At 68.6% G+C, this 24,743-nt stretch carries 24 protein-coding genes and 2 tRNA genes; 14 read left to right on the plus strand and 12 right to left on the minus strand.

Translation table 11 applies throughout. The features are described 5' to 3' along the window. Positions 1 to 83: 83 nt before the first annotated feature. The 6 genes from EQ874_RS00945 to pknB are packed head-to-tail and all read left to right on the plus strand — an operon-like array spanning position 84 to position 8,483. A complete protein-coding gene (locus EQ874_RS00945) occupies positions 84 to 545 on the plus strand; it encodes an FHA domain-containing protein (protein ID WP_006550946.1) in 462 nt (153 codons plus the stop codon). Continuing rightward, the gene (locus EQ874_RS00950; RefSeq protein WP_129975035.1) at positions 542 to 2,077 is read left to right on the plus strand and encodes a PP2C family serine/threonine-protein phosphatase; all 1,536 of its coding nucleotides are present in this window, start codon (positions 542 to 544) and stop codon (positions 2,075 to 2,077) included. The genes EQ874_RS00945 and EQ874_RS00950 overlap by 4 nt, the downstream gene beginning before the upstream one ends. Then, positions 2,077 to 3,525: an FtsW/RodA/SpoVE family cell cycle protein gene (locus EQ874_RS00955; RefSeq protein ID WP_026002729.1), complete on the plus strand. Its 1,449-nt coding sequence runs from the start codon at positions 2,077 to 2,079 to the stop codon at positions 3,523 to 3,525. Before EQ874_RS00950 ends, EQ874_RS00955 begins: the two co-directional genes overlap by 1 nt. Next, positions 3,522 to 5,006 carry a penicillin-binding protein 2 gene (locus EQ874_RS00960; protein WP_016931493.1) on the plus strand — a complete coding sequence of 495 codons (1,485 nt, stop codon included), beginning with the start codon at positions 3,522 to 3,524 and terminating at the stop codon, positions 5,004 to 5,006. The genes EQ874_RS00955 and EQ874_RS00960 overlap by 4 nt, the downstream gene beginning before the upstream one ends. Position 5,007: 1 nt before the next feature. Then, positions 5,008 to 6,582, plus strand: coding sequence for a serine/threonine-protein kinase (locus tag EQ874_RS00965; protein WP_129975037.1), 1,575 nt, complete (start codon positions 5,008 to 5,010; stop codon positions 6,580 to 6,582). After that, positions 6,579 to 8,483, plus strand: coding sequence for a Stk1 family PASTA domain-containing Ser/Thr kinase (pknB, locus tag EQ874_RS00970; RefSeq protein ID WP_129975039.1), 1,905 nt, complete (start codon positions 6,579 to 6,581; stop codon positions 8,481 to 8,483). Before EQ874_RS00965 ends, pknB begins: the two co-directional genes overlap by 4 nt. Before the next feature lie 69 nt (positions 8,484 to 8,552). On the opposite strand, the gene EQ874_RS00975 is transcribed toward pknB, so the two are convergent. Then, on the minus strand, positions 8,553 to 9,215 hold the full coding sequence (locus tag EQ874_RS00975; protein WP_129975041.1) for an aminodeoxychorismate/anthranilate synthase component II: 663 nt from the start codon (positions 9,213 to 9,215) through the stop codon (positions 8,553 to 8,555). Positions 9,216 to 9,340: 125 nt separating this feature from the next. Continuing rightward, on the minus strand, positions 9,341 to 10,066 hold the full coding sequence (locus tag EQ874_RS00980) for a DUF881 domain-containing protein (RefSeq protein ID WP_016931497.1): 726 nt from the start codon (positions 10,064 to 10,066) through the stop codon (positions 9,341 to 9,343). A gap of 103 nt (positions 10,067 to 10,169) precedes the next feature. Here EQ874_RS00980 and crgA point away from each other — a divergent pair, with 103 nt between their 5' ends. Together crgA and EQ874_RS00990 are read left to right on the plus strand one after the other, a co-directional pair. After that, the gene (gene crgA / locus EQ874_RS00985; RefSeq protein WP_016931498.1) at positions 10,170 to 10,433 is read left to right on the plus strand and encodes a cell division protein CrgA; all 264 of its coding nucleotides are present in this window, start codon (positions 10,170 to 10,172) and stop codon (positions 10,431 to 10,433) included. A gap of 104 nt (positions 10,434 to 10,537) precedes the next feature. Continuing rightward, complete coding sequence (locus EQ874_RS00990) at positions 10,538 to 10,996, plus strand: PH domain-containing protein (RefSeq protein ID WP_129975043.1); 459 nt, start codon at positions 10,538 to 10,540, stop codon at positions 10,994 to 10,996. Here EQ874_RS00990 and EQ874_RS00995 read toward each other — a convergent pair. After that, positions 10,981 to 11,907: a rhomboid family intramembrane serine protease gene (locus EQ874_RS00995; protein ID WP_064064265.1), complete on the minus strand. Its 927-nt coding sequence runs from the start codon at positions 11,905 to 11,907 to the stop codon at positions 10,981 to 10,983. The two genes, EQ874_RS00990 and EQ874_RS00995, sit on opposite strands and share 16 nt — an antisense overlap. A gap of 10 nt (positions 11,908 to 11,917) precedes the next feature. Then, on the minus strand, positions 11,918 to 12,445 hold the full coding sequence (locus EQ874_RS01000) for a peptidylprolyl isomerase (protein ID WP_016931501.1): 528 nt from the start codon (positions 12,443 to 12,445) through the stop codon (positions 11,918 to 11,920). Between the two features lie 102 nt (positions 12,446 to 12,547). Here EQ874_RS01000 and EQ874_RS01005 point away from each other — a divergent pair, with 102 nt between their 5' ends. Continuing rightward, on the plus strand, positions 12,548 to 13,000 hold the full coding sequence (locus tag EQ874_RS01005) for a hypothetical protein (RefSeq protein ID WP_084421790.1): 453 nt from the start codon (positions 12,548 to 12,550) through the stop codon (positions 12,998 to 13,000). A 371-nt stretch (positions 13,001 to 13,371) separates the two neighbouring features. After that, the gene (locus EQ874_RS01010) at positions 13,372 to 15,327 is read left to right on the plus strand and encodes an acyl-CoA dehydrogenase family protein (protein ID WP_129975045.1); all 1,956 of its coding nucleotides are present in this window, start codon (positions 13,372 to 13,374) and stop codon (positions 15,325 to 15,327) included. A 72-nt stretch (positions 15,328 to 15,399) separates the two neighbouring features. Here EQ874_RS01010 and EQ874_RS01015 read toward each other — a convergent pair whose 3' ends face one another. Next, positions 15,400 to 16,692, minus strand: coding sequence for a lipase family protein (locus EQ874_RS01015; RefSeq protein WP_129975047.1), 1,293 nt, complete (start codon positions 16,690 to 16,692; stop codon positions 15,400 to 15,402). A gap of 214 nt (positions 16,693 to 16,906) precedes the next feature. On the opposite strand from EQ874_RS01015, the gene EQ874_RS01020 reads away from it, so the two are divergent. Beyond that, a complete protein-coding gene (locus EQ874_RS01020) occupies positions 16,907 to 18,013 on the plus strand; it encodes a hypothetical protein (RefSeq protein ID WP_129975049.1) in 1,107 nt (368 codons plus the stop codon). Positions 18,014 to 18,041: 28 nt separating this feature from the next. Here EQ874_RS01020 and EQ874_RS01025 read toward each other — a convergent pair whose 3' ends face one another. The 4 genes from EQ874_RS01025 to EQ874_RS01040 form a co-directional block, all read right to left on the minus strand. Further along, positions 18,042 to 19,019 carry a R2-like ligand-binding oxidase gene (locus EQ874_RS01025; protein WP_064064261.1) on the minus strand — a complete coding sequence of 326 codons (978 nt, stop codon included), beginning with the start codon at positions 19,017 to 19,019 and terminating at the stop codon, positions 18,042 to 18,044. A gap of 45 nt (positions 19,020 to 19,064) precedes the next feature. Next, positions 19,065 to 20,240 carry a Dyp-type peroxidase gene (locus tag EQ874_RS01030; protein WP_129975051.1) on the minus strand — a complete coding sequence of 392 codons (1,176 nt, stop codon included), beginning with the start codon at positions 20,238 to 20,240 and terminating at the stop codon, positions 19,065 to 19,067. Beyond that, a complete protein-coding gene (locus EQ874_RS01035; RefSeq protein ID WP_024102556.1) occupies positions 20,233 to 20,739 on the minus strand; it encodes a copper chaperone PCu(A)C in 507 nt (168 codons plus the stop codon). Before EQ874_RS01035 ends, EQ874_RS01030 begins: the two co-directional genes overlap by 8 nt. A 77-nt stretch (positions 20,740 to 20,816) precedes the next feature. Continuing rightward, positions 20,817 to 21,317, minus strand: a complete 501-nt coding sequence (locus EQ874_RS01040) for a hypothetical protein (protein WP_064064258.1) — start codon at positions 21,315 to 21,317, stop codon at positions 20,817 to 20,819. Between the two features lie 142 nt (positions 21,318 to 21,459). Between EQ874_RS01040 and EQ874_RS01045 the strand changes: the two genes are divergently transcribed. The 3 genes from EQ874_RS01045 to EQ874_RS01055 are packed head-to-tail and all read left to right on the plus strand — an operon-like array spanning position 21,460 to position 23,871. After that, positions 21,460 to 22,590: an ABC transporter permease gene (locus tag EQ874_RS01045; RefSeq protein ID WP_064064257.1), complete on the plus strand. Its 1,131-nt coding sequence runs from the start codon at positions 21,460 to 21,462 to the stop codon at positions 22,588 to 22,590. Then, positions 22,587 to 23,267: an ABC transporter ATP-binding protein gene (locus EQ874_RS01050; protein ID WP_006550926.1), complete on the plus strand. Its 681-nt coding sequence runs from the start codon at positions 22,587 to 22,589 to the stop codon at positions 23,265 to 23,267. The genes EQ874_RS01045 and EQ874_RS01050 overlap by 4 nt, the downstream gene beginning before the upstream one ends. A gap of 31 nt (positions 23,268 to 23,298) precedes the next feature. Then, the gene (locus tag EQ874_RS01055; protein ID WP_129975053.1) at positions 23,299 to 23,871 is read left to right on the plus strand and encodes a TetR/AcrR family transcriptional regulator; all 573 of its coding nucleotides are present in this window, start codon (positions 23,299 to 23,301) and stop codon (positions 23,869 to 23,871) included. 36 nt (positions 23,872 to 23,907) lie between these two features. Here EQ874_RS01055 and EQ874_RS01060 read toward each other — a convergent pair whose 3' ends face one another. The 3 genes from EQ874_RS01060 to EQ874_RS01070 form a co-directional block, all read right to left on the minus strand. After that, entirely contained in the window at positions 23,908 to 24,345 is a 438-nt protein-coding gene (locus EQ874_RS01060; protein ID WP_129975055.1) for a class I SAM-dependent methyltransferase, read from the minus strand. A gap of 97 nt (positions 24,346 to 24,442) precedes the next feature. Continuing rightward, positions 24,443 to 24,515, minus strand: a tRNA-Ala gene (locus tag EQ874_RS01065). Between the two features lie 137 nt (positions 24,516 to 24,652). Next, a tRNA-Ile gene (locus EQ874_RS01070) sits at positions 24,653 to 24,726 on the minus strand. Positions 24,727 to 24,743 lie beyond the last annotated feature (17 nt).

Genomic DNA, 24,743 nt, shown 5'->3' on the forward strand with positions numbered 1-24,743 from the left:
GGAGTCGTCCGGTGTCCGTATTGTGAGTGACCGCACGACCCGGAAGACCACGACCGGTCTACTACCCCGAAGGAGGATGCACCGTGCAGGGGCTGATTCTGCAGCTGACCCGAGCGGGATTCCTCCTCCTGCTGTGGTTGTTCGTGTGGGCGGTGTTGCGCACGCTCCGGTCCGACATCTATGCCGGTGCCGCACGCCCGCTCCCGCGCTACTCCCCCAAGCAGTCGGTGCTGCCGACGCTGAGCCGTAACAAGACCGCCAAGTACCTGGTGGTCACGCAAGGCGCGCTGGCAGGCACCAGGATCACGCTCGGCACCCAACCGGTTCTCATCGGCCGTGCCGACGACTCCACACTCGTGCTGACCGACGACTACGCATCCACGCGCCACGCACGGTTGTCGCCCCGAGGTTCCGACTGGTACGTCGAAGACCTGGGGTCGACGAACGGCACGTATCTCGACCGCGCGAAGGTCACCACCGCCGTCCGTGTCCCACTCGGAACCCCGGTTCGGGTGGGCAAGACCGTGATCGAGCTCCGCCCGTGACCCTCGTACTCCGTTATGCCGCCCGCAGCGACCGCGGCCTCGTGCGCTCCAACAACGAGGACTCCGTCTACGCCGGCGCCCGCCTGCTCGCCCTCGCCGACGGCATGGGTGGTCACGCAGCAGGTGAGGTCGCCTCACAGCTGATGATCGCGGCGCTCGCCCATCTCGACGACGACGAGCCCGGCGGCGACCTCCTCGGCAAGCTCGCCGCGGCCGTCCGCGAAGGCAATGCCTCGATCGCCGATCAGGTGGAAGAAGAGCCCGAACTCGACGGCATGGGCACGACGCTCACGGCCATCCTGTTCGCAGGCAGCAAGCTCGGACTCGCCCACATCGGCGATTCCCGCGCCTATCTGCTGCGCGACGACCAGCTCACCCAGATCACCCGCGACGACACCTTCGTGCAGTCGCTGGTCGACGAGGGGCGCATCACCCCGGAGCAGGCGCACACGCACCCGCAGCGGTCGTTGATCATGCGGGCGCTGACCGGCAGCGAGGTCGAACCCACCCTCACCGTGCGCGAGGCCCGCGCCGGCGACCGCTACCTCGTGTGCTCCGACGGCCTGTCCGACGTCGTCAGCGACGAGACGATCGCCGACACCATGCGGCAGGGCACGCACGACGAGTGCGCCGACCGGCTCATCGAGCTGGCACTGCGCAGCGGCGGCCCCGACAACGTCACCGTCGTCGTCGCCGACGTCATCGATCTCGACTACGGCCAGTCGCATCCCATCGTCGCCGGTGCCGCATCGGCGGACGACGAGGACACTCCCCCGCCGAACACCGCGGCCGGTCGGGCCGCCGCGATGCGGCCACCGCGCGCCACCCCCAAGCGGGTCATCAACAAGGCCCCGGAGCCGGCGCCGAAGAAGAAGCGCAGTCGCCTGTGGTGGCCGGTCGCCGCCGTCGTGGTGATCGCGGTGCTGGTCGGCGGTCTGTTCGTCGGCCGGCAGTTGATCCGCAACAACTACTACGTCGGCGCCGACGACGGTCGCGTGACCGTGCTGCGCGGTATCCCCGGCGACGTCTTCGGCTACTCGCTGCAGGAGGCGGCGCGCGTCGGGTGCATCACCGACGAGGGCGACCTCACGCTCGTCGATCCGAACAGCGCGTCGTGCCGGGTGATGCTCGTCGACGACCTGTGGCCCGCCGCTCGCGAGCAGGTCCGTGCCGGCCTTCCGTCGGGTTCGCTCGACGACACCCGCGAGCAGATGCAGCGGCTCGCGGAGCTGGATCTGCTGCCGGTGTGCACTCCGGAGGAACCCGCACCCACCCCCGGCGGGCCCGCTCCGGGCCCGGGAGAGCCGACGCCGGCGCCCGGACCGAACGGCACTCCGCCCACCGAGACACCTGCGGTGCAGCCTCCGGCGCCCGGCGAGCCCACACCGCAACCGGGTGAGCCCGCACCGGCGTCGCAACCCGGTGCGTCGCCCCCCGGGGAGCCGGCCCCCGGCGAACCCGCTCCGAACACGGAACCGGCTCCCGAACCCGCGCCCCAGATCCCCGGTCAGAACTGCAGGGTGGGCGCCTGATGTCGGTGTCCCATGGTGTGGGGGCCTTCCCGAGTCCTCCGGGAGGTTTCGCCCCGGCTCCGGTCCAGTCGACCCGGCGCAACACCGAACTGGCCCTGATCGTCGCGGCCATCGGTGTGACGACGGTGTCGCTGATGCTCGTCGAGGTCTCGATGGAGCAGGCGCTCACCCTCGACCTGCTCAAGTACGGGGTGACGTTCGCGGCGCTGTTCCTCGCCGCGCACCTCGCGGTCCGGCGCTTCGCGAAGTACGCCGATCCCCTGCTGCTGCCGATCGTCGCGCTGCTCAACGGTCTCGGGCTCGTGCTCATCCACCGGCTCGATCTGTCCGATCAGGAGAACGCCCGCTACATGGGTCTGCCGCCACCGTCGCCCGATGCGACGCAGCAGGTGCTGTGGACGGCGCTCGGTATCGGATTGTTCATCGTCGTCCTCGTGTTCCTGCACGACTACCGGCTGCTCGCGCGCTTCAGCTACACGCTCGGCCTCGTCGGCCTGGTGGCACTCGCGATCCCGGCCCTGCTGCCGAGCCGCTTCTCCGAGGTCAACGGCGCGAAGATCTGGATCCGGCTGCCCGGTTTCAGCATCCAGCCCGGTGAGTTCGCGAAGATCCTGCTGATCATCTTCTTCGCGTCGGTCCTCGTGGCGAAACGCGATCTGTTCACCACGGCGGGCAAGCACTTCCTCGGCATGGATTTCCCCCGGGCCCGCGATCTCGGCCCGATCCTGGCGGCCTGGATCATCTCGATCGGCGTGATGGTCTTCGAGAAGGATCTCGGCACGTCGTTGCTGCTGTTCACCACCGTGCTGGTGATGCTCTACATCGCGACCGAACGCGTCGGCTGGCTGATCATCGGGTTCTCGCTGCTCGCCGTCGGCTTCTACGCGGCGTACCAGATGTTCGGCCACGTGCGGGTGCGTGTGGAGACGTGGCTCGATCCGCTCGCCGACTACAACAACACCGGCTACCAGATCTCCCAGTCCCTGTTCGGTCTCGCAACCGGCGGAGTCGCCGGCACCGGCCTGGGCAGCGGACGGCCGGGGCAGGTGCCGTTCGCGAAGACCGACTTCGTCGTCGCGGCGATCGGTGAGGAGCTGGGCCTGATCGGTCTCGCCGCCATCCTGCTGCTGTTCCTGATCCTCGTCGTCCGCGGCATGCGTACGGCGCTGGCGGTGCGCGACAGCTTCGGCAAGCTGCTCGCCGCCGGCCTGTCGTTCACCCTCGCCGTCCAGCTGTTCGTGGTGGTCGGCGGGGTCACGAAGTTGATTCCCCTGACCGGTCTGACCACACCGTTCGTGTCCTACGGTGGCTCGTCTCTGCTCGCAAACTATCTGCTCCTGGCTCTGCTGATGAAGATCTCGCACGCTGCCCGCCAACCCGCGATCCCCCGCAAGAAGGCACCCACGCCCATCGCCGAGGCCCGGACCGAAATGATGGGGCGCGAATGAACGGTCCGCTCCGCAAGGTCGCGATGGCCGTGATGTTCATGGTCGTCGCGTTGCTCGCAAACGCCACCTACGTGCAGGTCATCAAGGCCGACGATCTCCGCACCGATCCGCGCAACTCGCGTGTGCTGATCGACGAGTACTCCCGTCAGCGCGGACAGATCGCCGCGGCCGGGCAGGCTCTCGCGGTGTCGGTGCCCACCGACAGCCGCTACAAGTACCTGCGCGAATACCCGGCACCGCCGACCCAGCCGATGAGTCCGCTGGCCTACGCGCCCGTGACGGGCTTCTACTCGATGCAGTACGGCAGCACCGGACTCGAGCGGTCCGAGGACTCGCTGCTCAACGGTTCCGACAGCCTGCTGTTCGGCCGTCGCCTGTTCGACCTGGTGTCGGGTCGCAACCCGCGCGGCGGCAACGTCGTGTCGACGATCGACCCGGTGGTGCAGCAGGTGGCCTACGACGAGCTGACCGCGAAGGGTTACACGGGTTCGGTGGTCGCGATCGAGCCGAGCACCGGCAGGATCCTCGCGATGGTGAGCACCCCGAGCTACGACCCCAACCGCCTGTCGGGGCACGACGGCGCCGCGACCTCCCAGGCCTGGGACGAGCTGAACGCCGATCCCGACAAGCCGATGCTCAACCGCGCGATCTCCCAGACCTATCCTCCGGGCTCGACGTTCAAGGTCGTGGTGACCGCGGCCGCGCTCGAGAACGGGGTCACCCCCGACACGCAGTTCACCGCGGCACCGCAGATCACCCTGCCCGACACCGCGACCACCCTCGAGAACTACGGCGGGGCGGCGTGCGGTGGCGCACCGACGGTGACGTTGCGGGAGGCGTTCGCGCGGTCGTGCAACACGGCCTTCGTCGAGATGGGTATCGACGACGGACGCGAGGCCCTCGTCGGCCAGGCGGAGAAGCTCGGCATCGGGGAGACCCTCGACATCCCGCTGCCCGTCGCGCCGAGCACCGTCGGCCCCATCCCGGACGGCGCGGCGCTCGGCCAGTCGAGCATCGGTCAGCGCGACGTGGCGCTCACTCCGCTGCAGAACGCGTCGATCGCCGCGACGATCGCCAACGGCGGTGTCCGCATGAAGCCGTATCTCGTCGACCGGCGCCAGGGCCCCGATCTGTCGGTGCTCGCGGAGACCAAACCCGAGTCGCTCGGTCAGGCCATCTCGCCGGAGGTCTCCGCGACCCTCACCGACCTGATGATCGGCGCCGAGAACAACGCCGGTGGCGGCGGTGCGATCCAGGGTGTGCAGATCGCGTCGAAGACGGGCACCGCGGAGCACGGCAACGATCCGCGGAACACCCCGCCGCACACCTGGTACATCGCGTTCGCACCCGCACAACAACCCCGCATCGCCGTGGCGGTGCTCGTGGAGGACGGCGGCGACCGAGCTCTCGCCGCGACCGGCGGCTCGGTGGCCGCCCCGATCGGCCGGGCCGTCATCTCGGCCGGATTACAGGGAGGCTGACATGGCTCTGAGCAGCGGCGCCATGATCGCCGACCGTTACCGTCTCCAGCGGCTCATCGCGACCGGCGGAATGGGTCAGGTGTGGGAAGGACTCGACACCCGGCTCGACCGGCGGGTCGCGGTGAAGGTCCTCAAGGCCGAGTTGTCGGGCGACGAGGACTTCCTCGCCCGGTTCCGGTTCGAGGCGCGCACCACCGCACAGCTCAACCATCCCGGTATCGCCGGGGTGTTCGACTACGGCGAGACCACCGACGCCGAAGGCCAGTCCATCGCCTATCTGGTGATGGAGCTGGTGCACGGCGAGCCGCTCAACGCCGTCCTGTCCCGGCTGGGACGCCTGTCGCTGCCGCATGCGCTCGACATGCTGGAGCAGACCGGACGCGCGCTGCAGGCGGCACACAACGCCGGCGTGGTCCACCGCGACGTCAAGCCGGGCAACATCCTCATCACCCCGACGGGCCAGGTGAAGATCACCGACTTCGGTATCGCGAAGGCGGTCGATGCCTCCCCGGTCACCCGCACCGGCATGGTGATGGGCACCGCGCAGTACATCGCGCCCGAGCAGGCATTGGGCCAGGAGGCCACGTCCGCGAGCGACGTCTACTCGCTGGGCGTCGTCGGCTACGAGGTGCTGTCGGGCCGGCGTCCGTTCCTCGGCGACAGCGTCGTGACGGTCGCGATGAAGCACGTCCAGGAGACCCCGGCACCCCTGCCGACGGATCTTCCGGCCGAGGTGCGCGAACTCATCGAGATCGCGATGTCGAAGGACCCCGCCTACCGCTACGCGAACGGTGGCGAGTTCGCGAACGCCGTCGCTGCGGTGCGCTCGGGCCGGCCCGTGCCGCCGCCCGGCAACGTGCCGCCCGTGACCAGCGCCAACCGGGTTCTTCCGCCCGGCGTTCCCGGGACCACGGCCCCGACCTCCGCGACCCGTGCACTGCATCCGACCCAGCAGTACGACCAGACCGCGTACTCGTCGGTGCCGCGCTCCGCGCAACCGCCCACCGCCGGACGCCCGCCGGTGATGGGTCCGCCGACCTCGGGTATGCCCGCCGACGACCGCGGTCGGCGTATGCCGAGCCCCACCGCGCTGGCCTGGGCCGCGGGTGCGGCCGTCGTGCTCGCCCTCGTGACCCTGGGAATCGTGCTGTTCGGCGGCGACGACGAAGAACCCGCACGCGCCCCGTCGCCGACGACACAGCTCACCACGACCCGCGCGACCACCACCACGACGACCCGGCCGCCGCAGACCACCACGACGACGTTCGTGCCGTTGCCACCGCCCGTCGAGACGGAGACCTTCGTCCCCACTCCGACGCCGACCACGACGGTGCCGCCGACGACCACGGCGGAGCCGACGACCGTGCCACCCACGACCACACAGCCCACCACCACGGCGGAGCCGACGACCACCGCGACGACGACCACCCCCACGGAGGCCACGGGTGGCGGCAACGGCGGAACGGGCGGCACGGAGGGTGGCGGCGGCAGCGAGACCGACCCCGAGGCCGCAGGTGGAGGGGACGACAATTCATCCGCAACCAGCAACGGTACGAACAACCAAGGAACGTCATGACCACACCCCGCAAGCTCTCCTCCCGCTACGAGCTGGGTGAGATCCTCGGCTTCGGCGGTATGTCCGAGGTGCATCTCGCGCGGGATCTGCGGCTCGGCCGGGATGTGGCCATCAAGGTGTTGCGTGCCGATCTTGCACGCGACCCCACGTTCTACCTGCGTTTCCGACGCGAGGCGCAGAACGCTGCTGCACTGAACCATCCGGCGATCGTCGCCGTCTACGACACCGGTGAGGCCGAGACCGAGGCCGGACCGCTGCCCTACATCGTCATGGAGTACGTCGAGGGTGACACGCTGCGCGACCTCGTGCGCGCCGACGGACCGATGACTCCCAAGCGGGCGATGGAGATCATCGCCGACGTGTGCGCGGCCCTGGACTTCAGCCACCGCAACATGATCGTGCACCGCGACGTGAAGCCGGCCAACGTCATGATCAACAAGGCCGGGGCGGTGAAGGTCATGGACTTCGGCATCGCCCGTGCCATCTCCGACGCCGCGAGTCCGATGACACAGACGGCCGCGGTGATCGGCACCGCGCAGTACCTCTCGCCCGAACAGGCACGCGGTGAGCAGGTCGACGCCCGGTCGGACGTCTACTCGGTGGGCTGCGTCCTGTTCGAGATCCTCACCGGCGAACCCCCGTTCAAGGGCGACTCGCCCGTCGCGGTGGCCTACCAGCACGTGCGGGAGGATCCGCCACTGCCGTCGTCGGTGAATTCGTCCGTGCCGCCCGAGCTCGACTCGGTGATCCTCAAAGCGATGGCGAAGAACCCCGCGAACCGCTACCAGTCGGCCGCGGAGATGCGCAGCGACCTGATCCGCGTGCTGAGCGGACAGCGTCCGAGCGCGCCGATGGTGATGACCGACGAGGACCGCACCACGCTGCTCGACTCCGCCGACAACAACCCCGGCCGGTACAACCGCGTCGCGCCCGCCGGTGCGGCCGGAGCACCCGCCGACGATTCCGGGGGTGGTTCGGTTCTCAAGAAGGTGCTGCTCGGGATCGCCGCGGTGGCGGTCGTCGGCGTGGTCGGTGTCTTCCTCTGGTCGCTCGGACCCGGTTCGACGGCCGCCCAGGTCGCGGTTCCCGACGTCCGCAACGTCCCCGCCGAGGTCGCCGAGAGCCGGCTGCAGAACGCTGGCTTCCGGGTCTCGATCCAGCAGAAGAGCGATCCGGTGGTCGCGAAGGGCAACGTCATCAACACCCGTCCCGTGCCCGGGAGCCAGGCCGAGGAAGGCTCGACCGTGACGCTCGAGGTGTCGAGCGGGCCCGAGCAGGTGCAGATTCCGCGGCTCGAAGGGATGACGCAGGAACGCGCAGCCCAGGAGCTGTCCGCCGTCGGTCTGCGGCTCGACCCGAATGTCGGCCGCGCTCCGTCGGCCGCCGCCGACGAGGATCTCGTCGTCGACCAGAGCCCCAGCGCAGGCGCGAGTGTCGACCGCGACAGCCCGATCACCGTCACCCTGGGATCCGGCCCCGAACTGGTGCGTGTCCCCAATGTGGTGGGCCAGACCGTCGAGGTGGCGAGCGACAACATCGAAGGTGCCGGCTTCACGGTGGTCGTCGAGCAGATCGACTCCAGCGAGACCGAGGGCACCGTCGTGTCGACGAGCCCCGCCGGTGGCGCCTCCACCGAACAGGGCTCGACGGTGACCGTGCGGGTGTCCAACGGCGACCGCATCGAGATGCCCGTCATCACCAACCGCTCGGTTTCCGACGCGCTGACCGCCCTGCGCAGCGCCGGCTGGACGGGCAACGCCTCCCAGCTCCAGCAGACACGGGAGGCGACGCTCGACGTCGATCTCGTCGGCACGGTGATCACGCAGGCCCAGCCACCGGGTTCGGAGATCTCGAAGAACCAGCCCATCACCGTGGGAGTCGGTGTGCTCGGTATCCGCTGAGCGGCTCGTGAACCACGAAAGGCGCCGGTCCTCGAAGGGACCGGCGCCTTTCTCGTCGAACGGGGATGCTCAGGCGGCTCCGCCGTCGAGGGCGCGGGCCATCTGCGCCTCGAGCCGGGCGACGAGCGCCTCGTCGGGGGCTTCACCGCAGACCGTGAGCCAGTTCGCGAGCATCCGGTGACCGCCCTGCGTGAGCACCGACTCCGGATGGAACTGCACACCGTGGATCGGCAGCTCGGCGTGACGCAGGGCCATGACGATCCCTGTCTCCGTATGACCGGTCGGCTCCAGTTCGGCGGGCATCGTCTCGGGCAGCACGGTCAACGAGTGGTAGCGGGTCGCGGTGAACGGGTTCGGCAGGCCCGCGAGCACACCCGCACCGGTGTGGCGGACCAGGCTGGTCTTGCCGTGCAGCAGTTCGGGAGCGCGGTCGACGGTCGCGCCGAACGCGACGCCGATGGACTGGTGACCGAGGCACACACCGAGCAGCGGAGTGCCGGTGTCGGCGCATGCCTTGACCAGGTCGATGCTCACCCCGGCCCGTTCGGGGGTGCCCGGGCCGGGGCTGAGCAGGATGCCGTCGTACCCGCTCGCGACCCGCGTGAGAGCACCCGGTGCGGTGAGCTGCGCGTCGTCGTTGCGCCACACGTCGGCCGTCGTTCCGAGCTGACCCAGATACTGAACCAGGTTGAAGACGAAGCTGTCGTAGTTGTCGACGACGAGAATGCGCATGAGACGAGGGTACTCAGTGGTCCGTATCGGGCGACCCGCCCGGTGTCCGTATCGGGCGACCCGCCCGGTGTCCGAATCGGGCGACCCGCCCGGTATCCGAATCGGGCGACCCGCCCGTGCACCGCTCAGCGCGCGGACGAACCGCCGGTGTAGGCGGGAACCGACAGGTCGTTCGACACCTGCTGCCCGTAACCGAGTTGATAGCGAGCCGCGTACTGCTTGTAGATGCGGATACCGGGTTCGGCGTCGAGGGCGGCCTGCAGCCGCGCCGGGTCGCCCAGTGCGGTGACGACATAGGGCGGCGAATAGGTACGTCCGTGCAACAGCAACGTGTTGCCGATACAGCGAGGCGCGGACGTCGCGACGATCCGCTGGTCCTGCATGGCCACGGCCTCGGCACCGCCGGCCCACATCGCGTTGAGCACGCTCTGCACGTCCTGCTGGTGCACGACGAGATCGTCGGGCGACGCACCGGACGGATACCGCCCGTTCGCGTCGCGGGGTGCGTCGGTGAGGGTCACGGTCACGCCCGGGCCTCGCCGGGCCACGAGCCCGGCCGGGTCCTCGATCGCCGACAGGTCGTCGAGTACCGCGGCGACGTCCTCGTCCGTCACGGCGGCGCGGTTCTGGAGTTCGTCGATGCGGGCGGCGAGATCGTCGCGTGTGGCGGCCAGTTCGTCGGCCTTCTCCTGCGCGGCGCGGACCAGATCGGACAGTCGCGGGGAGTCGCCGGCGCGCAGTTCGTCGCCGTCGGACACTCCGCGGGTGGTGCCCACGAGCAGACCGGCCACGAGGCAGACGACGAGGGTCGCGACACCCCACACGGGTGCGCGCAGTCGTCGTTCCGACACGTCGTACCTCCGATCCTGGCCTTACGTTAGCGTGATCTCGACAGGTAGCCGACCGACCACTCCATCCGTATGCGACGGATGGAGTCGTGAGAACGAGGACATCATGCCCAAGTCGAAGGTTCGCAAGAAGGACGTCTCCGCGACCCGGACCGTGAGCCGCACACCGGTGAAGGTCAAGGCCGGGCCGTCGAGCGCGTTGTACGTGACGGTGATGCTCGGCCTGATGGTCATCGGACTGTTGTGGCTGGTCGTGTACTACCTCGCGGCCGAGCAGATCGCCTGGATGAACGATCTCGGAGCCTGGAACTTCCTGATCGGCTTCGGGTTCATGGTCGTCGGCCTGATCATGACGATGAGATGGCGCTGACTCCACCCGCACGGGTTACACCGATGTTATTCATCCCCACCTGGGGATAACACTGTGCACAACCCGATGATCGGCCCCGCACGAGGACGCTGAAGAGGACGCGCATGCCCGACGACACACCGTTGCGATGGTCGACCCCGCCCGCCGCGATCGCGGCCCTGTCGGCCGCCGGTATCGCCCTCGCCGTCACGGCGGTAGTCGCGGTTCCCGACTCGGCCGGTCGCGTGCTGGTGGGTTTCGCGGCGATGCTCGTCCTCGTGACGGTCGCGCTCGCACTGCGACAGCGTCCGCGTCTCGAGGTGCTACCGGGAGGGGCGGGTATCGCGACGATGCGGCTGACGGGTCGTCGCGAGTTCCCGCGCGCGGCCCTGCACCGCGTGCGGATCGTCGAATACCCGCGGTTCGGGCGGCGCGTGCCGATGCTCGAGATCGACACGGTCGACCCCGCGACCGGCACCGAGAGCCTGATGATCTTCGGCCGGTGGGATCTGGGCACCGACCCGAGGACCGTGCACGCGGCCCTCGCGGTGCGCGATCTGGCGCCCGATCAGACGCCCAACTGAGCGCGTAGCCGCAGCACGGCGAGCACGATCGCGACCAGCGTCACCACGACGACGGCGACCAGCGCGATCCATCCGGTGCGCACGATGCGTTCCCGGTCGTTGCCGGCGCCGAGATACTGCGGGGCGTACAACAGGGCCGCGGTCGCGGCGGCACCGGCCACGAGACCTCCCAGGTGACCCCACAGCGAGATACCCGGGATCGTGATGCTGATGATCACGTTGAGGCCCACGATGGTGAGCACGGGTGCCGGGCTCCGGCGCAGACGCAGCAGGATGACGGCCTGTGCCCCGAGCAGACCGAAGACCGCTCCCGACGCACCGGCCGTGACCGCACCGGTCTCCATGAACAGCACCGCGGCGGATCCGCCGAGGATCGACACGAGATAGACCGAGAGGTAGCGGACGCGTCCGAGCACGAGTTCGGTGTCGCGGCCGATCACCCACAGAGCGAACATGTTGACGGCCAGATGCATCGGACCGAAGTGCAGGAAACCGCTGCCGAGGATCCGGATGTACTCGTCCTGCGCGGCGATGAGGGGCGGCCACAGCGCCCAGTCGAGGAACAGCGCAGAACCCTGCTCGTTGTTCAGCACGCTCGCCGACTGCGCGGCGGTGATGCCGAAGACGAGCACGTTCAGGGCGATGAGCACGTACGTCACGATCGGCGACGGCCGATCCGAACGGACGGGCGCGCCGGCGATCGTGCGGGCCCGCGGCACCGACCGTTCGGCTGCGGCGACGCAGTCCACGCAGTGCTGTCCGACAGACGCGTCGCGCAGGCACTCGGGGCACGAGGGCCGGCCGCACCGGGAACAGGCGAGAAGGGTGGGACGGTCGGGGTGGCGAACGCACCGCGGCTGGGGCTGCGGGCCACCACCCTCGGGCACGGAGCCCCAGCCGGGGTTCGTCATGGGAACTCTCTCAGGCGATGGTGATGCTGTTGATCACGACGTCGTCGACCGGGCGGTCCGCGCGGTCGGTGGCGGTGGTGGCGATCGCGTCGACGACCTTCTTCGAGTCGGCATCGACGACCTCACCGAAGATGGTGTGGCGGCGGTTGAGATGCGGGGTCGGGCCGACGGTGATGAAGAACTGCGAGCCGTTGGTGCCCGGGCCGGCGTTCGCCATCGCGAGCAGGTAGCCACGGTCGAACTGCAGCTCGGGGTGGAATTCGTCGGCGAACTGGTAGCCCGGGCCGCCGCGGCCGGTGCCGGTGGGGTCGCCGCCCTGGATCATGAAGCCGTCGATGACGCGGTGGAAGACCGCGCCGTCGTAGAACGGGCCGCTGGTCTCGCCCTTGGCGTTCTGGGTCTTGTACTCCTTGGTGCCCTCGGCGAGGCCGACGAAGTTCTCGACCGTCTTGGGAGCGTGGTTGCCGAAGAGGGCAATCACGATGTCGCCGCGGTTGGTGTGGAGCGTGGCCGTTGCTGTCTGATGCGGTGAAGTCACTCCCCCATGGTGCCATTGCCCGCCTCCCGGGCAGGACAGGCCGCGCAGGACACGCTCTCCGGTCACGGCCACAAGGCCGGGACCGTATGGAAGAGTGGACGCATGAGCAAGCTGATTCATGCCGACACCGACAACGTGTGGCTTCCGGCATTCGTGCGGCGCCACGACGAATCCGGCGATCTTGCGGGTGCTCTCCGTGTGGCCGGCGAGGGCGCTGTCGCGCTCGCGCAGGGTTCGAGTGCCGCCGGACTGTTCGCGGCCCGCAAGGGTCTGGACGTCGCGGGCGGATTGCTCACGGCAACACGACACGCCGCGGCCGCGCGGTGCGCCACGAAGTCGGCCGCGAGACGCGAGCGCAGGGGTAGGCGGACCGGTCTCGTCATCGCGGGCGTGGTGGCCGTCGCTGCAGCCGGAGGGGTCGTGCTCTACCGGCGACGCAGGCCGGCCCACCCTCCGATCGCTCCGGAACCGCCGCGCGTGCGGCCTGCGGAGTCGCCGGAGGCGACGACCGGCACGGTGGAGTCGCCGGGGACCACCGACGCGTCGGGCGACTGACCGCCGGGACCCGCCGAGACCTCGTCCGCCTGTCCGAATTCTCGTTCCGCCGAACGGATCTCGTAGTCGACGATGAGACGGGCCGCGAAGTAGAACACCGTCGGCAGAGCGAGTAGGACGGGGACGAAGGCCAGGAATTCCATGGCCACCTCCGTTCCGATCCGTGATGGGACCGGCGAGTAACGGGCGGGCGCGTCGTCGATGACGGTTCGAGCGTAGGCGTGTCCGGAAGAGCCGGCACGTCCCGGGCCCTGTCCCGGGCGGTGATCTCGTTCACACTCCCGTGGCTTCATGATCGACTTTCCGGAAGCTGTGATAAGCGACACATCCGGGTGCATACTCACCAGTAGGCACGCGACCCGGAGGCAGTCATGGCAGACAGCGCCGATGTCCGAACCCCACAGGTCACCGAACGGCAGGCCCGAGAAGTGGCCGAGCAGGCCCGCGAAACCGAATGGAACAAGCCGTCCTTCGCGAAGGAACTGTTCCTCGGACGTCTCACCCTCGACCTCGTCCATCCCTTCCCACGTCCGACGCCCGACGAGGACGCCCGCACCGAGGAGTTCCTCACCCGGCTCCGCGCGGTGTGCCGCTCGATGGACGGCGCCCGCATCGAGCGCGACTCGCGGGTACCCGACGAGTACGTGCGCGACCTGGCCGGACTCGGCTGCTTCGGCATGAAGATCCCCGAGGAATACGGCGGCCTCGGCCTGTCGCAGGTCGCATACAACCGGGCGCTCACCGTGGTCGCCGGGGTACATCCCACCATCGGTGCACTGTTGTCGGCGCATCAATCGATCGGGGTGCCGGAACCGCTGAAACTCGCCGGCACCCCCGAACAGAAGCAACGCTTCCTGCCGCGATGCGCGCGCGGTGCCATCTCGGCCTTTCTGCTCACCGAACCCGACGTCGGTTCCGACCCTGCCCGACTCGCGTCCACCGCCACCCCGATCGAGGACGGGAACGCCTACGAACTCGAGGGCGTCAAGCTGTGGACCACCAACGGGGTGGTCGCGGAACTGCTCGTCGTCATGGCACGCGTACCGAAGAGCGAGGGGCACCGCGGAGGGATTTCCGCATTCGTCGTCGAAGCGGACTCCCCCGGCATCACCGTCGAACGCCGCAACGCCTTCATGGGGTTGCGCGGTATCGAGAACGGCGTGACCCGGCTGCACGCGGTGCGTGTCCCGAAGGAGAACCTCATCGGGCGCGAAGGAGACGGTCTGAAGATCGCGCTGACGACGCTCAACGCCGGCCGGCTCGCCATTCCCGCGATGTGCGCGGGCGGCGGGAAGTGGGCGCTGAAGATCGCTCGTGAATGGTCGTCGGCGCGGGTCCAGTGGGGTAGACCCGTCGGTGAGCACGAGGCCGTCGCCGCGAAGATCTCGTTCATCGCCGCAACCACCTACGCGCTCGAGTCCGTCGTGGAACTGTCGGGACAGATGAACGACGAGCAGCGCAACGACATCCGCATCGAGGCCGCACTGGCGAAACTGTGGGCGAGCGAGATGGGCTGTGTCATCGCCGACGAACTCGTGCAGATCCGCGGGGGCCGCGGTTACGAGACCGCCGCGTCGCTCGCGGCGCGCGGTGAACGAGCCGTTCCCGCAGAACAACTCGTCCGCGACCTGCGGATCAACCGCATCTTCGAAGGGTCGAGCGAGATCATGCGTCTGCTCGTCGCCCGCGAGGCGGTCGACGCTCATCTGCGCGCCGCCGGCGAACTCGCCGACCCCGACTCGACGGGTAAGGCCAAGGCCCAGGCCGCGGTACGGGCGAGCGGGTTCTACGCCCGGTGGCTGCCGAAGCTGGTCGCCGGCAAGGGACAGCTACCGCGGACCTACAGCGAATTCGGTTCCCTCGCAGCACATCTTCGATACATCGAACGCAGTTCGCGCAAGCTGGCCCGCTCGACCTTCTACGGGATGGCCCGCTGGCAGGCCGGACTCGAGAAGCGGGAGAACTTCCTCGGACGGATCGTCGACATCGGAGCCGAGTTGTTCGCCGCGACCGCCGTATGTGTACGCGCCGAACGGCAACGCGTCGACGGGCATCCCGGAGCCGACGCGGCCTTCGAGCTGGCCGATACCTTCTGCCGGCAGTCGCGGCTGCGGGTGGACAGATTGTTCGACGCCCTGTGGACGAACACCGATTCCGAGGACCGGCACACCGCGGTGGGCGTTCTCGAGGGCAGATACGAGTGGCTCGAGCGCGGTGTGCTCGATCCGAGCGAGGGCACCGGCCCGTGGATCGCCCGCTGGGAACCGGGTCCGTCGTCGGAGACGAACGTCGCGCGCCGGATCATCGACACCCGTCACTCGGTGTAGACCCCTCGTACGGATCAGGCCCGCACCCCGGGAGGGAGTACGGGCCGGATAGGTCGTGAATCGGCCGGAGCGTCAGAAGGTTCCGCAGTTGGACGGTGCGGGCTCACCACGCAGTCGCGCCTCGATGTACGCGACGGATTCGGGCAGCCCGGCGATCATCGGCACCGCGTGGTTGATGACGAAGCCGGGAAGGACGGGCGGCGTCGTGTTGGGCAGGAACTGCACCGTCGCGCCCTGGCCGCACCAGTCCAGCGCCAGCTCCCGGCCCTGACCGTAGGGAACGGTGTCGTCCTGCGTACCGTGCTGCAGCAGGACGGGCACGGCCGGGGTGCGCTTGCCGATGCGCTGTTCCTCGAGGATCTTCCGGACCTCGGGGAGGCGGCCGAGCACGATGTCGAGGGGCTCGCCCGTACGCGTGTAGTCGCCGGTGCGCTGGAACGCGAAGTTCGCCACCGTCTCCGGGACGCACTGGTTCGCCACGGCCGCGAGCATCTGCCGGCCACGATCCCCGATCTCGGCGTCGATCTCGTCGCGCAGTTCCGGGTACGCCTCGCCCAGACCGTTGATCGTGTAACCGATCGCACCGGTGAGCAGCGTGCCGTCGATCTGCTTCAGTGTGGCCACGAGATCGGCAGGCGGAGCACCCACGTAGGCACCGGCGAGGTTCAGTTCGGGGGCGTACTCGGGAGCGAGCTCGGCCGCCGCGCCCGATGCGCCGCCCCCCTGCGAGTAGCCGAACAGGCCGACCGGGCTGTTCTCGGTCACCGAGGCGTTCTCGAGTTTCAGCGCCGCACGCACCGAGTCTAGGACCGCGTGCGCCTCTGCGGCCCGGTTGACGTAGGTGTGGTGCCCCGGCGTACCGAGACCGTCGTAGTCGGTGACGACCACGGCGATGCCCCGCAACAGCAACGCGTTGATCGACAGCACCTCGTACTCGGTGAAGAAGTCGAGCGGTGGGTTGTAGTTGACGAGCGCCCCGAGATTTCTCGACGGCGCACACTGGTCGCCCTGACCGTGGGTGCCGACGGCCAGCGCGACGAGCGGACGGTCGCCGGGACCGTTCCACGGGGTCGACGGCTCGATGTAGGTGCCGCTCACCGCGTTGGGTGCACCCTTCGCATCGTTGCTGCGATACAGGAGCGTGGTGCCCTGACCGGGGAAGACGCCGTCGGCGACCGGCACGCGCAGCGCCAGATCGGACGGTGCTGCGCGCAGGACGTCGCCGGGAGCGCCCGCCGGCGACAGGTCGGGGGGAAGGTAGAAATCCGTCTCGGCTCCCGCGGTCGTCGCGGTTCCGAGAAGCCCACCCGCGAGGACGATCGTCGTCACCGCCGCGGTCATCCATGTCCGAGCACGCCCCACCATGTGTTCCTCCCACTGGACACACCGGCACTGTGTGTCCCTCGTCACGGTGGTACGGACTGTAACACGCACCTACCCGCCAGTAGGGTCGGCACTTTCCGGCCGGTCTGCCACAATCGTTCTTCGCGCCCGAAGCGGTGTATTTGTCCGGCCTACCCGCAACGGGTCGGGTCCTCGGCAGCACGACGGGCGGACAGCCTCTCGAGGAAGGGAAGACATGGCGATCGGTGTCGGCCTCCGGATCGGGCGAGTCGTGTCCACGGCGGTCATCGCATCCAACGAACCCGGCACTCCCGACCCTGTCGTCCTCGCCCGCGACACCGTCCTGCACGTCGACCACGACGGCACCACGTCGCTCGGCAGCGTGGCGCACGGAGACGAAGCACGCACGATCGCGGGGTTCCTCACCCGGGTCGGCGACGCCTCGGGCATCACCGCGAGCGACGGTCGCATGTACCGCGCCGAGGACGCGATGGCCACCGCCATCCACTGCCTGTTGCGGGAGTGCCACCCGTTGCCGACCTTCGGCGGCATGGACCGGGACAGCGATCCCGGCTACGCCGCCACCTACCCGTCGCACTGGGATCCGGACACCATCGCGACCTTGCGTGCCGCCCTGGACTACGCGGATCTGCGGCACGTGGATCTCGTGTCCGACGCGCAGGCGGCCGCCGCCTGGTACGCCTCCGAGATCTCCGAGACCCCAGGCCAACTCGTGGGGGTCTTCCATCTCGACGACGGCGGTTCGACCGTCACCCTCGTACGCTCGGGCGTGCCCGCCGGCAAGGCCTACCGCACTCCCGCTCAGGGCGCTCCGTCCCCGGCGGCCCAACTCGCCACGGCCCTCGGATCGTTCGGCTGGATACCGGACAATCTCGAGGCCGTCGTCGTCATGGGCGACGGTCTCGTCGCACGCGATCGCACCCACATCCAGGAGATCGCGAACAGCCTCGCCACGAAGCTCACGGTGCGCAGCCTCGTCGGGCCGGGCCCGGAACAGACGGCGGCGCTCGGCGCCGCGATCCTCGCGGCCGGATTCACGCCGGCACGCGAGACCACCAAGACCCGGATCGGACTTCCACCCTCCTACGACGAAACCGACGTGCTCACCGGCGGTTTCGCTCGGCTGCGCGAACTCGAGGAGAGACGTCTCGGGGCCGAGAGCACCGCCGAGAACAGCGGAGCAGCGAGGAAGGAGGCCGCGCCCGTTCCGGTACTCACCACGGGCACCACGGACGAGAACACCGGCAACACGAGAACGGTCGTCATCGGGGTGGTCGCCGTTCTCGTGCTGATCGCGATCCTCGCCGGCATGCTGCTCTGACCGATCTCCTGTCTCCGATCGACCCTGCTCAGTCCGTCGGGGTGCGGTCGGGAGCCGGAACCGCAGCGAGCGCGGCGGCGTCCTCGTCCCCGAAACGATCCTCGAGCACGGCGGGAGCGAAATCGAGATCGATCTCCTCCAGCGGGCGTCCGCGCGCGGATTCTATTGCACCGAGCCGTCTCTGTGCCCGGTCGGCCGCATAGGAGATGAACTCGTCGTTGTCGAGACCGTAGGGCTGTTCGTCGAACTGCTCGTTCTGCCACTGGATCATGCCGGTCGCGAGGGGAAGCAACTCCTCCATCCGCTGCAACACGACGTTCCAGTTCGAATCGTCCGCTGCCACATGCCGTCGGCAGGTGAAGGTCCCCCACGCCATGTGCCGGCGCTCGTCGGAGCCGATCCGCCGGATGATCTCCTGCATGCCCGGCAGGATCCCGTACTTGGTGCACACCTTCTGCCACGCGTAGTAGCCCGTCAGCGCGAGACTGCCCTCGATGACGTGGTTGTAGGTGACACTCGCGCGGACCTGATTGGCCGGGGACGGATCTCGATCGAGCACGCGCAGGCTGTGCGGCAGCTCCTCGTAGAACAGCCGCCGGTAGTAGGGATTCTCGGCAACGAACGGGTGCAGGTCGGACGTCAGTCCCACGGTGTCCATCCAGCGACGGAACACCTGCACGTGCTTGGCCTCCTCGTAGCAGAACTGGGTCAGGTACATCTCGTCACCCAACCGGCCCTCCGCTTCCATGGCGCGGAGGAACGGAAGGATGTCCTGCGTGACGGCCTCCTCGCCGGCGACGAACAACGCGACCAGATAGGTCGAACTGCGGCGTTGTTCCGAGTTGAGCGACGCCCAGTCCTCGGCGTCGTGGGAGAAATCGATGTCCATCGGATCCCAGTGCGCTGCGTTGCCCTTCGCGAAGAGCCGGAGCGGGAAGGCGTCCCAGTTCAGGCCGCCTTCCCGCAGCGACGCGAAACCCTGACGTATCTGTGTAATCTCGGTCACACCCTCGAGGCTAGACCTCGATTCCACATACGTCGCGGTCTTGTCTCAGACACCCAGCAAGGTGTCGCCGGGATACCCCTCCGGACCGAATCCCGGAGGGACGAGAAAGACCGCCGACCCGATCGGCGTGATCCACGGATTCAGCGCGTCGTGCTCGGCGAGGCGCTGCTGCACCGGGACGAACTGACGGTCCACATCCGCCTGATAGGCGGCGAACAACAGACCGGCGCCGTCCTGATCGTCGTAGTTGTAGCCGCGTCGCAGGAACTGCTCGTCGCCGGTGCGGGGACGTGCCCGCGCGACGTGCGATTCCGGTGGGATCACCGGGATACCGAACCGGTCGGTGGCCTCGAAATCGGCGTCGTCGTGTTCCTCCGAACCCGTCAGCGGAGCGCCGTTCGACAGTCGCCGGCCGAGCGCGAGTTCGCGAGCCGGACGGTCCAGCTCGTCCCATGTGTCGAGTTCCATGCGGATCCGGCGCAGCACGAGCGAGGTGCCACCGGCCATCCACGGCGGGTCGCCGGGATTCCACACCTGCCGGTCGAAGTCCGGGCTGCGCGGGACGGGATTGACGGTGCCGTCGACCTGTCCCATGAGGTTGCGCATCGTCGTCCCGTCGGGCCGCGTACCGGCCGCACGCCGGAATCCGCGCTGGATCCACCGGACCGTCGCCAGCGATCGCACGCTCCTGGTGAGTGTGCGCACCGCGTGGGAGACGGTCACCGGGTCGTCTGCGCAGACCTGCACCAGCAGGTCACCGCCGGACCATCGCTCCTCGAGCCGGTCGATCGGGAAGGCCGGCAGCGGCTTCAGCCACGCCGGTCGCCGGTCGGTCAGGCCCGCGGCGGCGAAGACCGCGGGACCGTAGCCGACCGTGACCGTCAGACGGGCCGGGTCGACGGCGAGTTCGGGCTCGGTGTCGCCCAGCGCCGGCGTCCCGGTGGTGAGTCGCCGCGAATCCTCGGCCCACACCCGCATGATCCCGACGAGCCCGTCACGATCGACACCGTCGGCGAGGTCCAGTGCCACGAACGACACGAACGACTGCGCGGGGGTGTCGATACCCGCCTGATGGGCGCCGTGGATCTCGACGGTCTGCGAGCCCCTCGGTTCGGGCGCACGGGACGCGACCGCTGTGCCACCGCCGACCGCACCGAGCCCGGCCGCACCCAGCGCGGCGACACCGCCACCGAGCAGGGTGCGTCGAGTGAACCTAGCCATCGTGGGCTGCCCCGTCGTGGGACGGCACGTACTCCTCCTGCGCCCCGGCGAAGTCGCGGACCTGGGCCGTGAACTCCTCGGTCGATCCGTCCGCGAACTCGAGTGTGAAGGTCACCGTGCTCCCGGGTCGCAGAGGCTCCACGAGGTCCATGAGCATGAGGTGGTCGCCGCCGGGCGCGAGGCTGTGCACGGTGTCCGCGGGGATGACGAGCCCGTCCCCCATCTCCTGCATCACCATCGAGGCGCCGCCGGACGACACCATCTCGTGCAGTTCCGTGGTGGCGGATGCAGGACTGGACGCGCCGACGATGTGCACGTCACTGCTGCCGGTGTTCTCGATCTCGGCGAAGGCGCCGGTCATCCCGGTGTCGGATGCCTTGACCCAGGCCTCGGACACGACGACGGCCTCGGCCGAGTCGGTGGTGCCGGTGTCGGAACCGCAGGCGGCGGCGAGCAGGGCCGTTGCGGCGATCGCAGTGCCGAACATGGTCTTCTTCATGATTCTCCGTAAGTGTCGGTGCCTCTGCGGGCACACGGAACGAGCGGTCGCCGGCGGCGGCGACCGAGAAGGTTGACCTAGCGGAGAACAACGGGAGGTGCGCGGCTGCCGGTTCCGCCGACGAGTAGTACGCCGGGACCGATATCGGGGCGGTGGATCGTCGGGACAGGTTCGGCGACGGCCACGGGCAGCGTGCGGTACGTCTCGGGAACGATCCGGCGCAGCGCTGCGAGTGCTGCTTCGCAGCCCTTCTCGGCGCCCCGTACCAGCACTGCGGCGAGGAGGACGGCAACCGCGTGGGCGGACATCATTCCGGATCCCGGTGTGTGCAGGTGACCGTCGTGGAGTCCCAGCACGAGGTGGCCGGCGACCTGCCCGAGGACGAGGACGAGCGGCACCGGAAGCCTGGTTTCGCCGGTGAGGACTCCGATGGCGAAGGCAAGCCCGAGGAGGAACACCAGGGCGTCCTGGTGGGGAATCGCTCCGCCGGCGAAGGCGTGCGCGGCGATGCTCAGTGCGGCCGAGATTCCGCTCACGAAGACCGCGCGCATGCGCATCACGGTGTTCACCTCGGCCATGAAGTCAGAATACTTCCCTCACCTGCGATTACTACCCCATGTAGTAACCATCACGAAATATAACGACAGCGCGTCGGTAAGATATCGACGTGCCGTCGAGAAGATTGGGCACATATCCGGTCCAGCCCACGAAGGACTCCGCATGTTTCTTGCCATGCGCGAACTATGGTTCGCGCGCACCCGCTTCCTGTTGATGGGCGCCGTCGTCGCGCTCATCTCGATCCTCATGGTGATCCTGTCCGGTCTGTCGTCCGGTCTCGTCGTCGACGGCGTCTCCGCACTGCAGCGCACACCGGTGCAGGCATTCGCCTTCGCCGAAGGAACCAAGGCCGACTCCGCATTCTCCCGATCCGTGGTCACGGAGGACCAGGCCGATGCCTGGCGTGCCCGCCCGGACGTCGCTCGGGCCGAACTGTTCGGCAACACCATCGTCAACGCGAAGACCGAGAGCGGGGTCCCCGTGGACCTCACACTCTTCGGCATCCGGCCGGGCTCGTTCCTCGAACCCTCGGTCGCCGAGGGGGCACCGCTCGGTGGTGACACCGATGTCGTCCTCAGCGACAGCGCCCGCGCCACCGGCGTCGAACTCGGCGACACGATCGTCGTCGATCGTCTCGGTACCCGGTTGGACGTCGTCGGGTTCACCTCCGACAAGCGCACCTTCGGTCACGTCGACGTCGCCTACCTTCCCCTGAGCACCTGGCAGGAGATCCACGCCGGTGTCCGGCTCGGTGAACAGGTCCCTCCGAGCGCGTACACCGAAGCCAGTGTGGTCGCGATCGAGGGTGTGGACGGAGCACTGCCCGATCTCACCGCGGGTGACGCAGCGGCCGGTACGACAGCGAAGATCCTGGAGGAATCGTTCGATTCCTCCCCCGGCTACAGCGCCGAGATGATGACGATGTCGATGATCACCGCCTTCCTCTACGCGATCTCAGCCCTCGTCGTAGGAGCGTTCTTCACGATCTGGACCGTGCAGCGCAGCCGTGAGATCGCCGTCCTCCGCGCCATGGGCGCCTCCACCGGATTCCTCCTGCGCGACGCCCTCCTGCAGGCCGTGATCGTGCTCGTCGGCTCGGTCGCCTTCGGTGTGCTCGTCGGTCTCGGACTCGGGTCGGGCCTCGAGGGCAGCGGCATGCCGTTCGTCCTCGAATCCGGCCCCGTCGCTCGAGGTGCCGTTCTGCTCGTCGTCCTCGGCCTGCTCGGCGCCGCCCTCGCCGTGGTCCGCATCGTCCGTGTCGATCCGCTCGCTGCCCTGGGAGAGAACAGATGACCGTCACCACCTCCACCGGCCTCGCACTGTCCGACGTCTGCCTGTCCTTCGGCGACGGCGACAGCACGGTCCACGCCCTCGATCACGTCGACCTGGGCGTCGAGCCGGGTGAACTGGTCGCCGTCGTCGGGCCGTCCGGTGCCGGCAAATCGAGTCTGCTGGCGGTCGCCGGTGGCCTCGGCCGACCCACTTCCGGCACCGTGAGTGTCGACGGTATCGAGGTGACCGCACTCGACCCGCGGGCGACCGCGAAGCTGCGCCGAGAGCGGGTCGGGTTCGTATTCCAGTCCGGCAATCTCCTCCCCGCCCTGACCGCACGCGATCAACTGCTCCTCGTCGAGAAGATCGCCGGACGCCCCGGACGGAACCCTGACGAGCTGCTCGCCTCGGTGGGTATGGAGCACCGCGCCCAGCGGCGACCCGGGCAGCTCTCGGGCGGTGAGCGTCAACGTGTCGGCATCGCGCGGGCCCTGATGGCCGAACCGTCGTTGTTGCTCGTCGACGAACCCACCGCCGCCCTCGATCGGAAACGCAGCCACGAGGTCGTCGAACTGCTGGCACGGGAAACCCACACCAGTGGAGTGGCTACGATCATGGTCACCCACGACCACGAAATCCTGCGGCACTGCGACCGCGTGCTCGAAATGGTCGACGGAAGACTTCGACCACACGACTGAACGGTCGACAGCCGAACGAGGAGGGCCGGCGGTGCCGAAGATTTCCGCAGCGACGGTCGCGGAGCACCGCGCAGCGCAGCGCCGTGCCCTCCTCGACGCGGCGCTCGAACTCCTCGCCGAGAAACCGGAACAGGCACCCTCGCTCGGCGACGTGGCGCGTCGTGCGGGTCTGGCCCGGTCGAGCGTCTACAACTACTTCGATTCGCGCGACGACCTGCTGCACGCGGTCGTCGTCGACATGTTCCCGCGCTGGAACACGCGCGTGGTCGAGGCGATGGAGAAGGTGTCCGATCCGACGGAGCGGGTGCTGACGTACATCGACGTCAATCTGCAGCTGGTCGCCGAAGGAGAGCACGCGATCGTCGGTGCTCTCGCCGCTTTCACCCCTCAGGCGTTCAGTGACGAGAGCATGCACGCCATGCATCAGGACCTCGTCCTCCCCCTCGTCGAGTCGCTGCGGGTCCTCGGAGTCGCGGATCCCGAACTCGATGCCGAGCTCGTCACCGCGCTCGTGCACAAGGGAACGGAATTGATCGAGGCCGGTCGCGGGCTCGACGACGTACGTGCCTCGATCCGAAGAATCCTCACCACCGCCCTGTCCTGATGTTTCACGTGAAACGGCGCACCGATTAGGGACTCTTCACGATCCTCTCGGGATCGGAAGTTCCCTCAACGGATCACCACCGTCGATGAACAGTCGCGCATCCGGGCACGTCGCCGCCGCGATGCGTGCCAGAGCTGCCCTACCGGCTTCGGGGTGCCGTCCGTCGAGGGCGCCGACCCTGATTGCGAAGACGAGGTCGAACGGCTCCTCGTCCACGCCCGGGACGAAGTCCTCGACGGCGACACAGCGCGCCCTCAACCGGCCCGCAGCGATCAGATCTCCGGACGACGAGGTCAGCCGGTCGATCGCCACCGGGGACCGGTCGAGAGCGAGAATGTGTCCGGTGGTCAACCGTTCGGCGACCGCACGCGCTGCGGCCCCGGGCCCACAGCCGATCTCCAGCACCCTCAGGTGAGGCTCCAGAGGCAGGGCCGCGACGATCTCGGCGAGTCGCGGAGAGAGGCGAGGCGTCACCCTTCGAGTGTGGGATGTAGGCACACCAGCCGGGGCAGCAACAGAGAAAGGGCGCTTCCGGAATCCCGGAAACGCCCTCTACCTGAATATTTTCTTGTGGAGCCTAGGAGATTCGAACTCCTGACATCTGCCTTGCAAAGGCAGCGCTCTACCAACTGAGCTAAGGCCCCGTCCGCCGCTTCAGCGACTGGGAACCGCGTGCCATTCGTCTTCGCTCCGAAGCATGCGAGCAATTCCGAGAACGATCAGGAACCCGGTTCCCACGAGTGCGAGAACCTTCATTCCGATCACCCTTCCGGCACGGGAGTGGGCCTAGGAGGACTTGAACCTCCGACCTCTTCGTTATCAGCGAAGCGCTCTAACCGCCTGAGCTATAGGCCCTCGAACCGAGATGGAAC

Source organism: Rhodococcus sp. Q1 (genome assembly GCF_004153645.1).
Taxonomy (GTDB): domain Bacteria; phylum Actinomycetota; class Actinomycetes; order Mycobacteriales; family Mycobacteriaceae; genus Rhodococcus; species Rhodococcus gordoniae.

What these genes read in the sequence shown, in the direction of transcription:
- EQ874_RS00955 (WP_026002729.1), top strand. Translation starts at nt 2,077, where the DNA reads ATGTCGGTGTCCCATGGTGTGGGGGCCTTCCCGAGTCCTCCGGGAGGT.
- EQ874_RS00960 (WP_016931493.1), top strand. Translation starts at nt 3,522, where the DNA reads ATGAACGGTCCGCTCCGCAAGGTCGCGATGGCCGTGATGTTCATGGTC.
- EQ874_RS00965 (WP_129975037.1), top strand. Translation starts at nt 5,008, where the DNA reads ATGGCTCTGAGCAGCGGCGCCATGATCGCCGACCGTTACCGTCTCCAG.
- pknB (WP_129975039.1), top strand. Translation starts at nt 6,579, where the DNA reads ATGACCACACCCCGCAAGCTCTCCTCCCGCTACGAGCTGGGTGAGATC.
- EQ874_RS00975 (WP_129975041.1), bottom strand. Translation starts at nt 9,215, where the DNA reads ATGCGCATTCTCGTCGTCGACAACTACGACAGCTTCGTCTTCAACCTG.
- crgA (WP_016931498.1), top strand. Translation starts at nt 10,170, where the DNA reads ATGCCCAAGTCGAAGGTTCGCAAGAAGGACGTCTCCGCGACCCGGACC.
- EQ874_RS00990 (WP_129975043.1), top strand. Translation starts at nt 10,538, where the DNA reads ATGCCCGACGACACACCGTTGCGATGGTCGACCCCGCCCGCCGCGATC.
- EQ874_RS00995 (WP_064064265.1), bottom strand. Translation starts at nt 11,907, where the DNA reads ATGACGAACCCCGGCTGGGGCTCCGTGCCCGAGGGTGGTGGCCCGCAG.
- EQ874_RS01005 (WP_084421790.1), top strand. Translation starts at nt 12,548, where the DNA reads ATGAGCAAGCTGATTCATGCCGACACCGACAACGTGTGGCTTCCGGCA.
- EQ874_RS01010 (WP_129975045.1), top strand. Translation starts at nt 13,372, where the DNA reads ATGGCAGACAGCGCCGATGTCCGAACCCCACAGGTCACCGAACGGCAG.
- EQ874_RS01015 (WP_129975047.1), bottom strand. Translation starts at nt 16,692, where the DNA reads ATGGTGGGGCGTGCTCGGACATGGATGACCGCGGCGGTGACGACGATC.
- EQ874_RS01020 (WP_129975049.1), top strand. Translation starts at nt 16,907, where the DNA reads ATGGCGATCGGTGTCGGCCTCCGGATCGGGCGAGTCGTGTCCACGGCG.
- EQ874_RS01030 (WP_129975051.1), bottom strand. Translation starts at nt 20,240, where the DNA reads ATGGCTAGGTTCACTCGACGCACCCTGCTCGGTGGCGGTGTCGCCGCG.
- EQ874_RS01035 (WP_024102556.1), bottom strand. Translation starts at nt 20,739, where the DNA reads ATGAAGAAGACCATGTTCGGCACTGCGATCGCCGCAACGGCCCTGCTC.
- EQ874_RS01040 (WP_064064258.1), bottom strand. Translation starts at nt 21,317, where the DNA reads ATGGCCGAGGTGAACACCGTGATGCGCATGCGCGCGGTCTTCGTGAGC.
- EQ874_RS01045 (WP_064064257.1), top strand. Translation starts at nt 21,460, where the DNA reads ATGTTTCTTGCCATGCGCGAACTATGGTTCGCGCGCACCCGCTTCCTG.
- EQ874_RS01050 (WP_006550926.1), top strand. Translation starts at nt 22,587, where the DNA reads ATGACCGTCACCACCTCCACCGGCCTCGCACTGTCCGACGTCTGCCTG.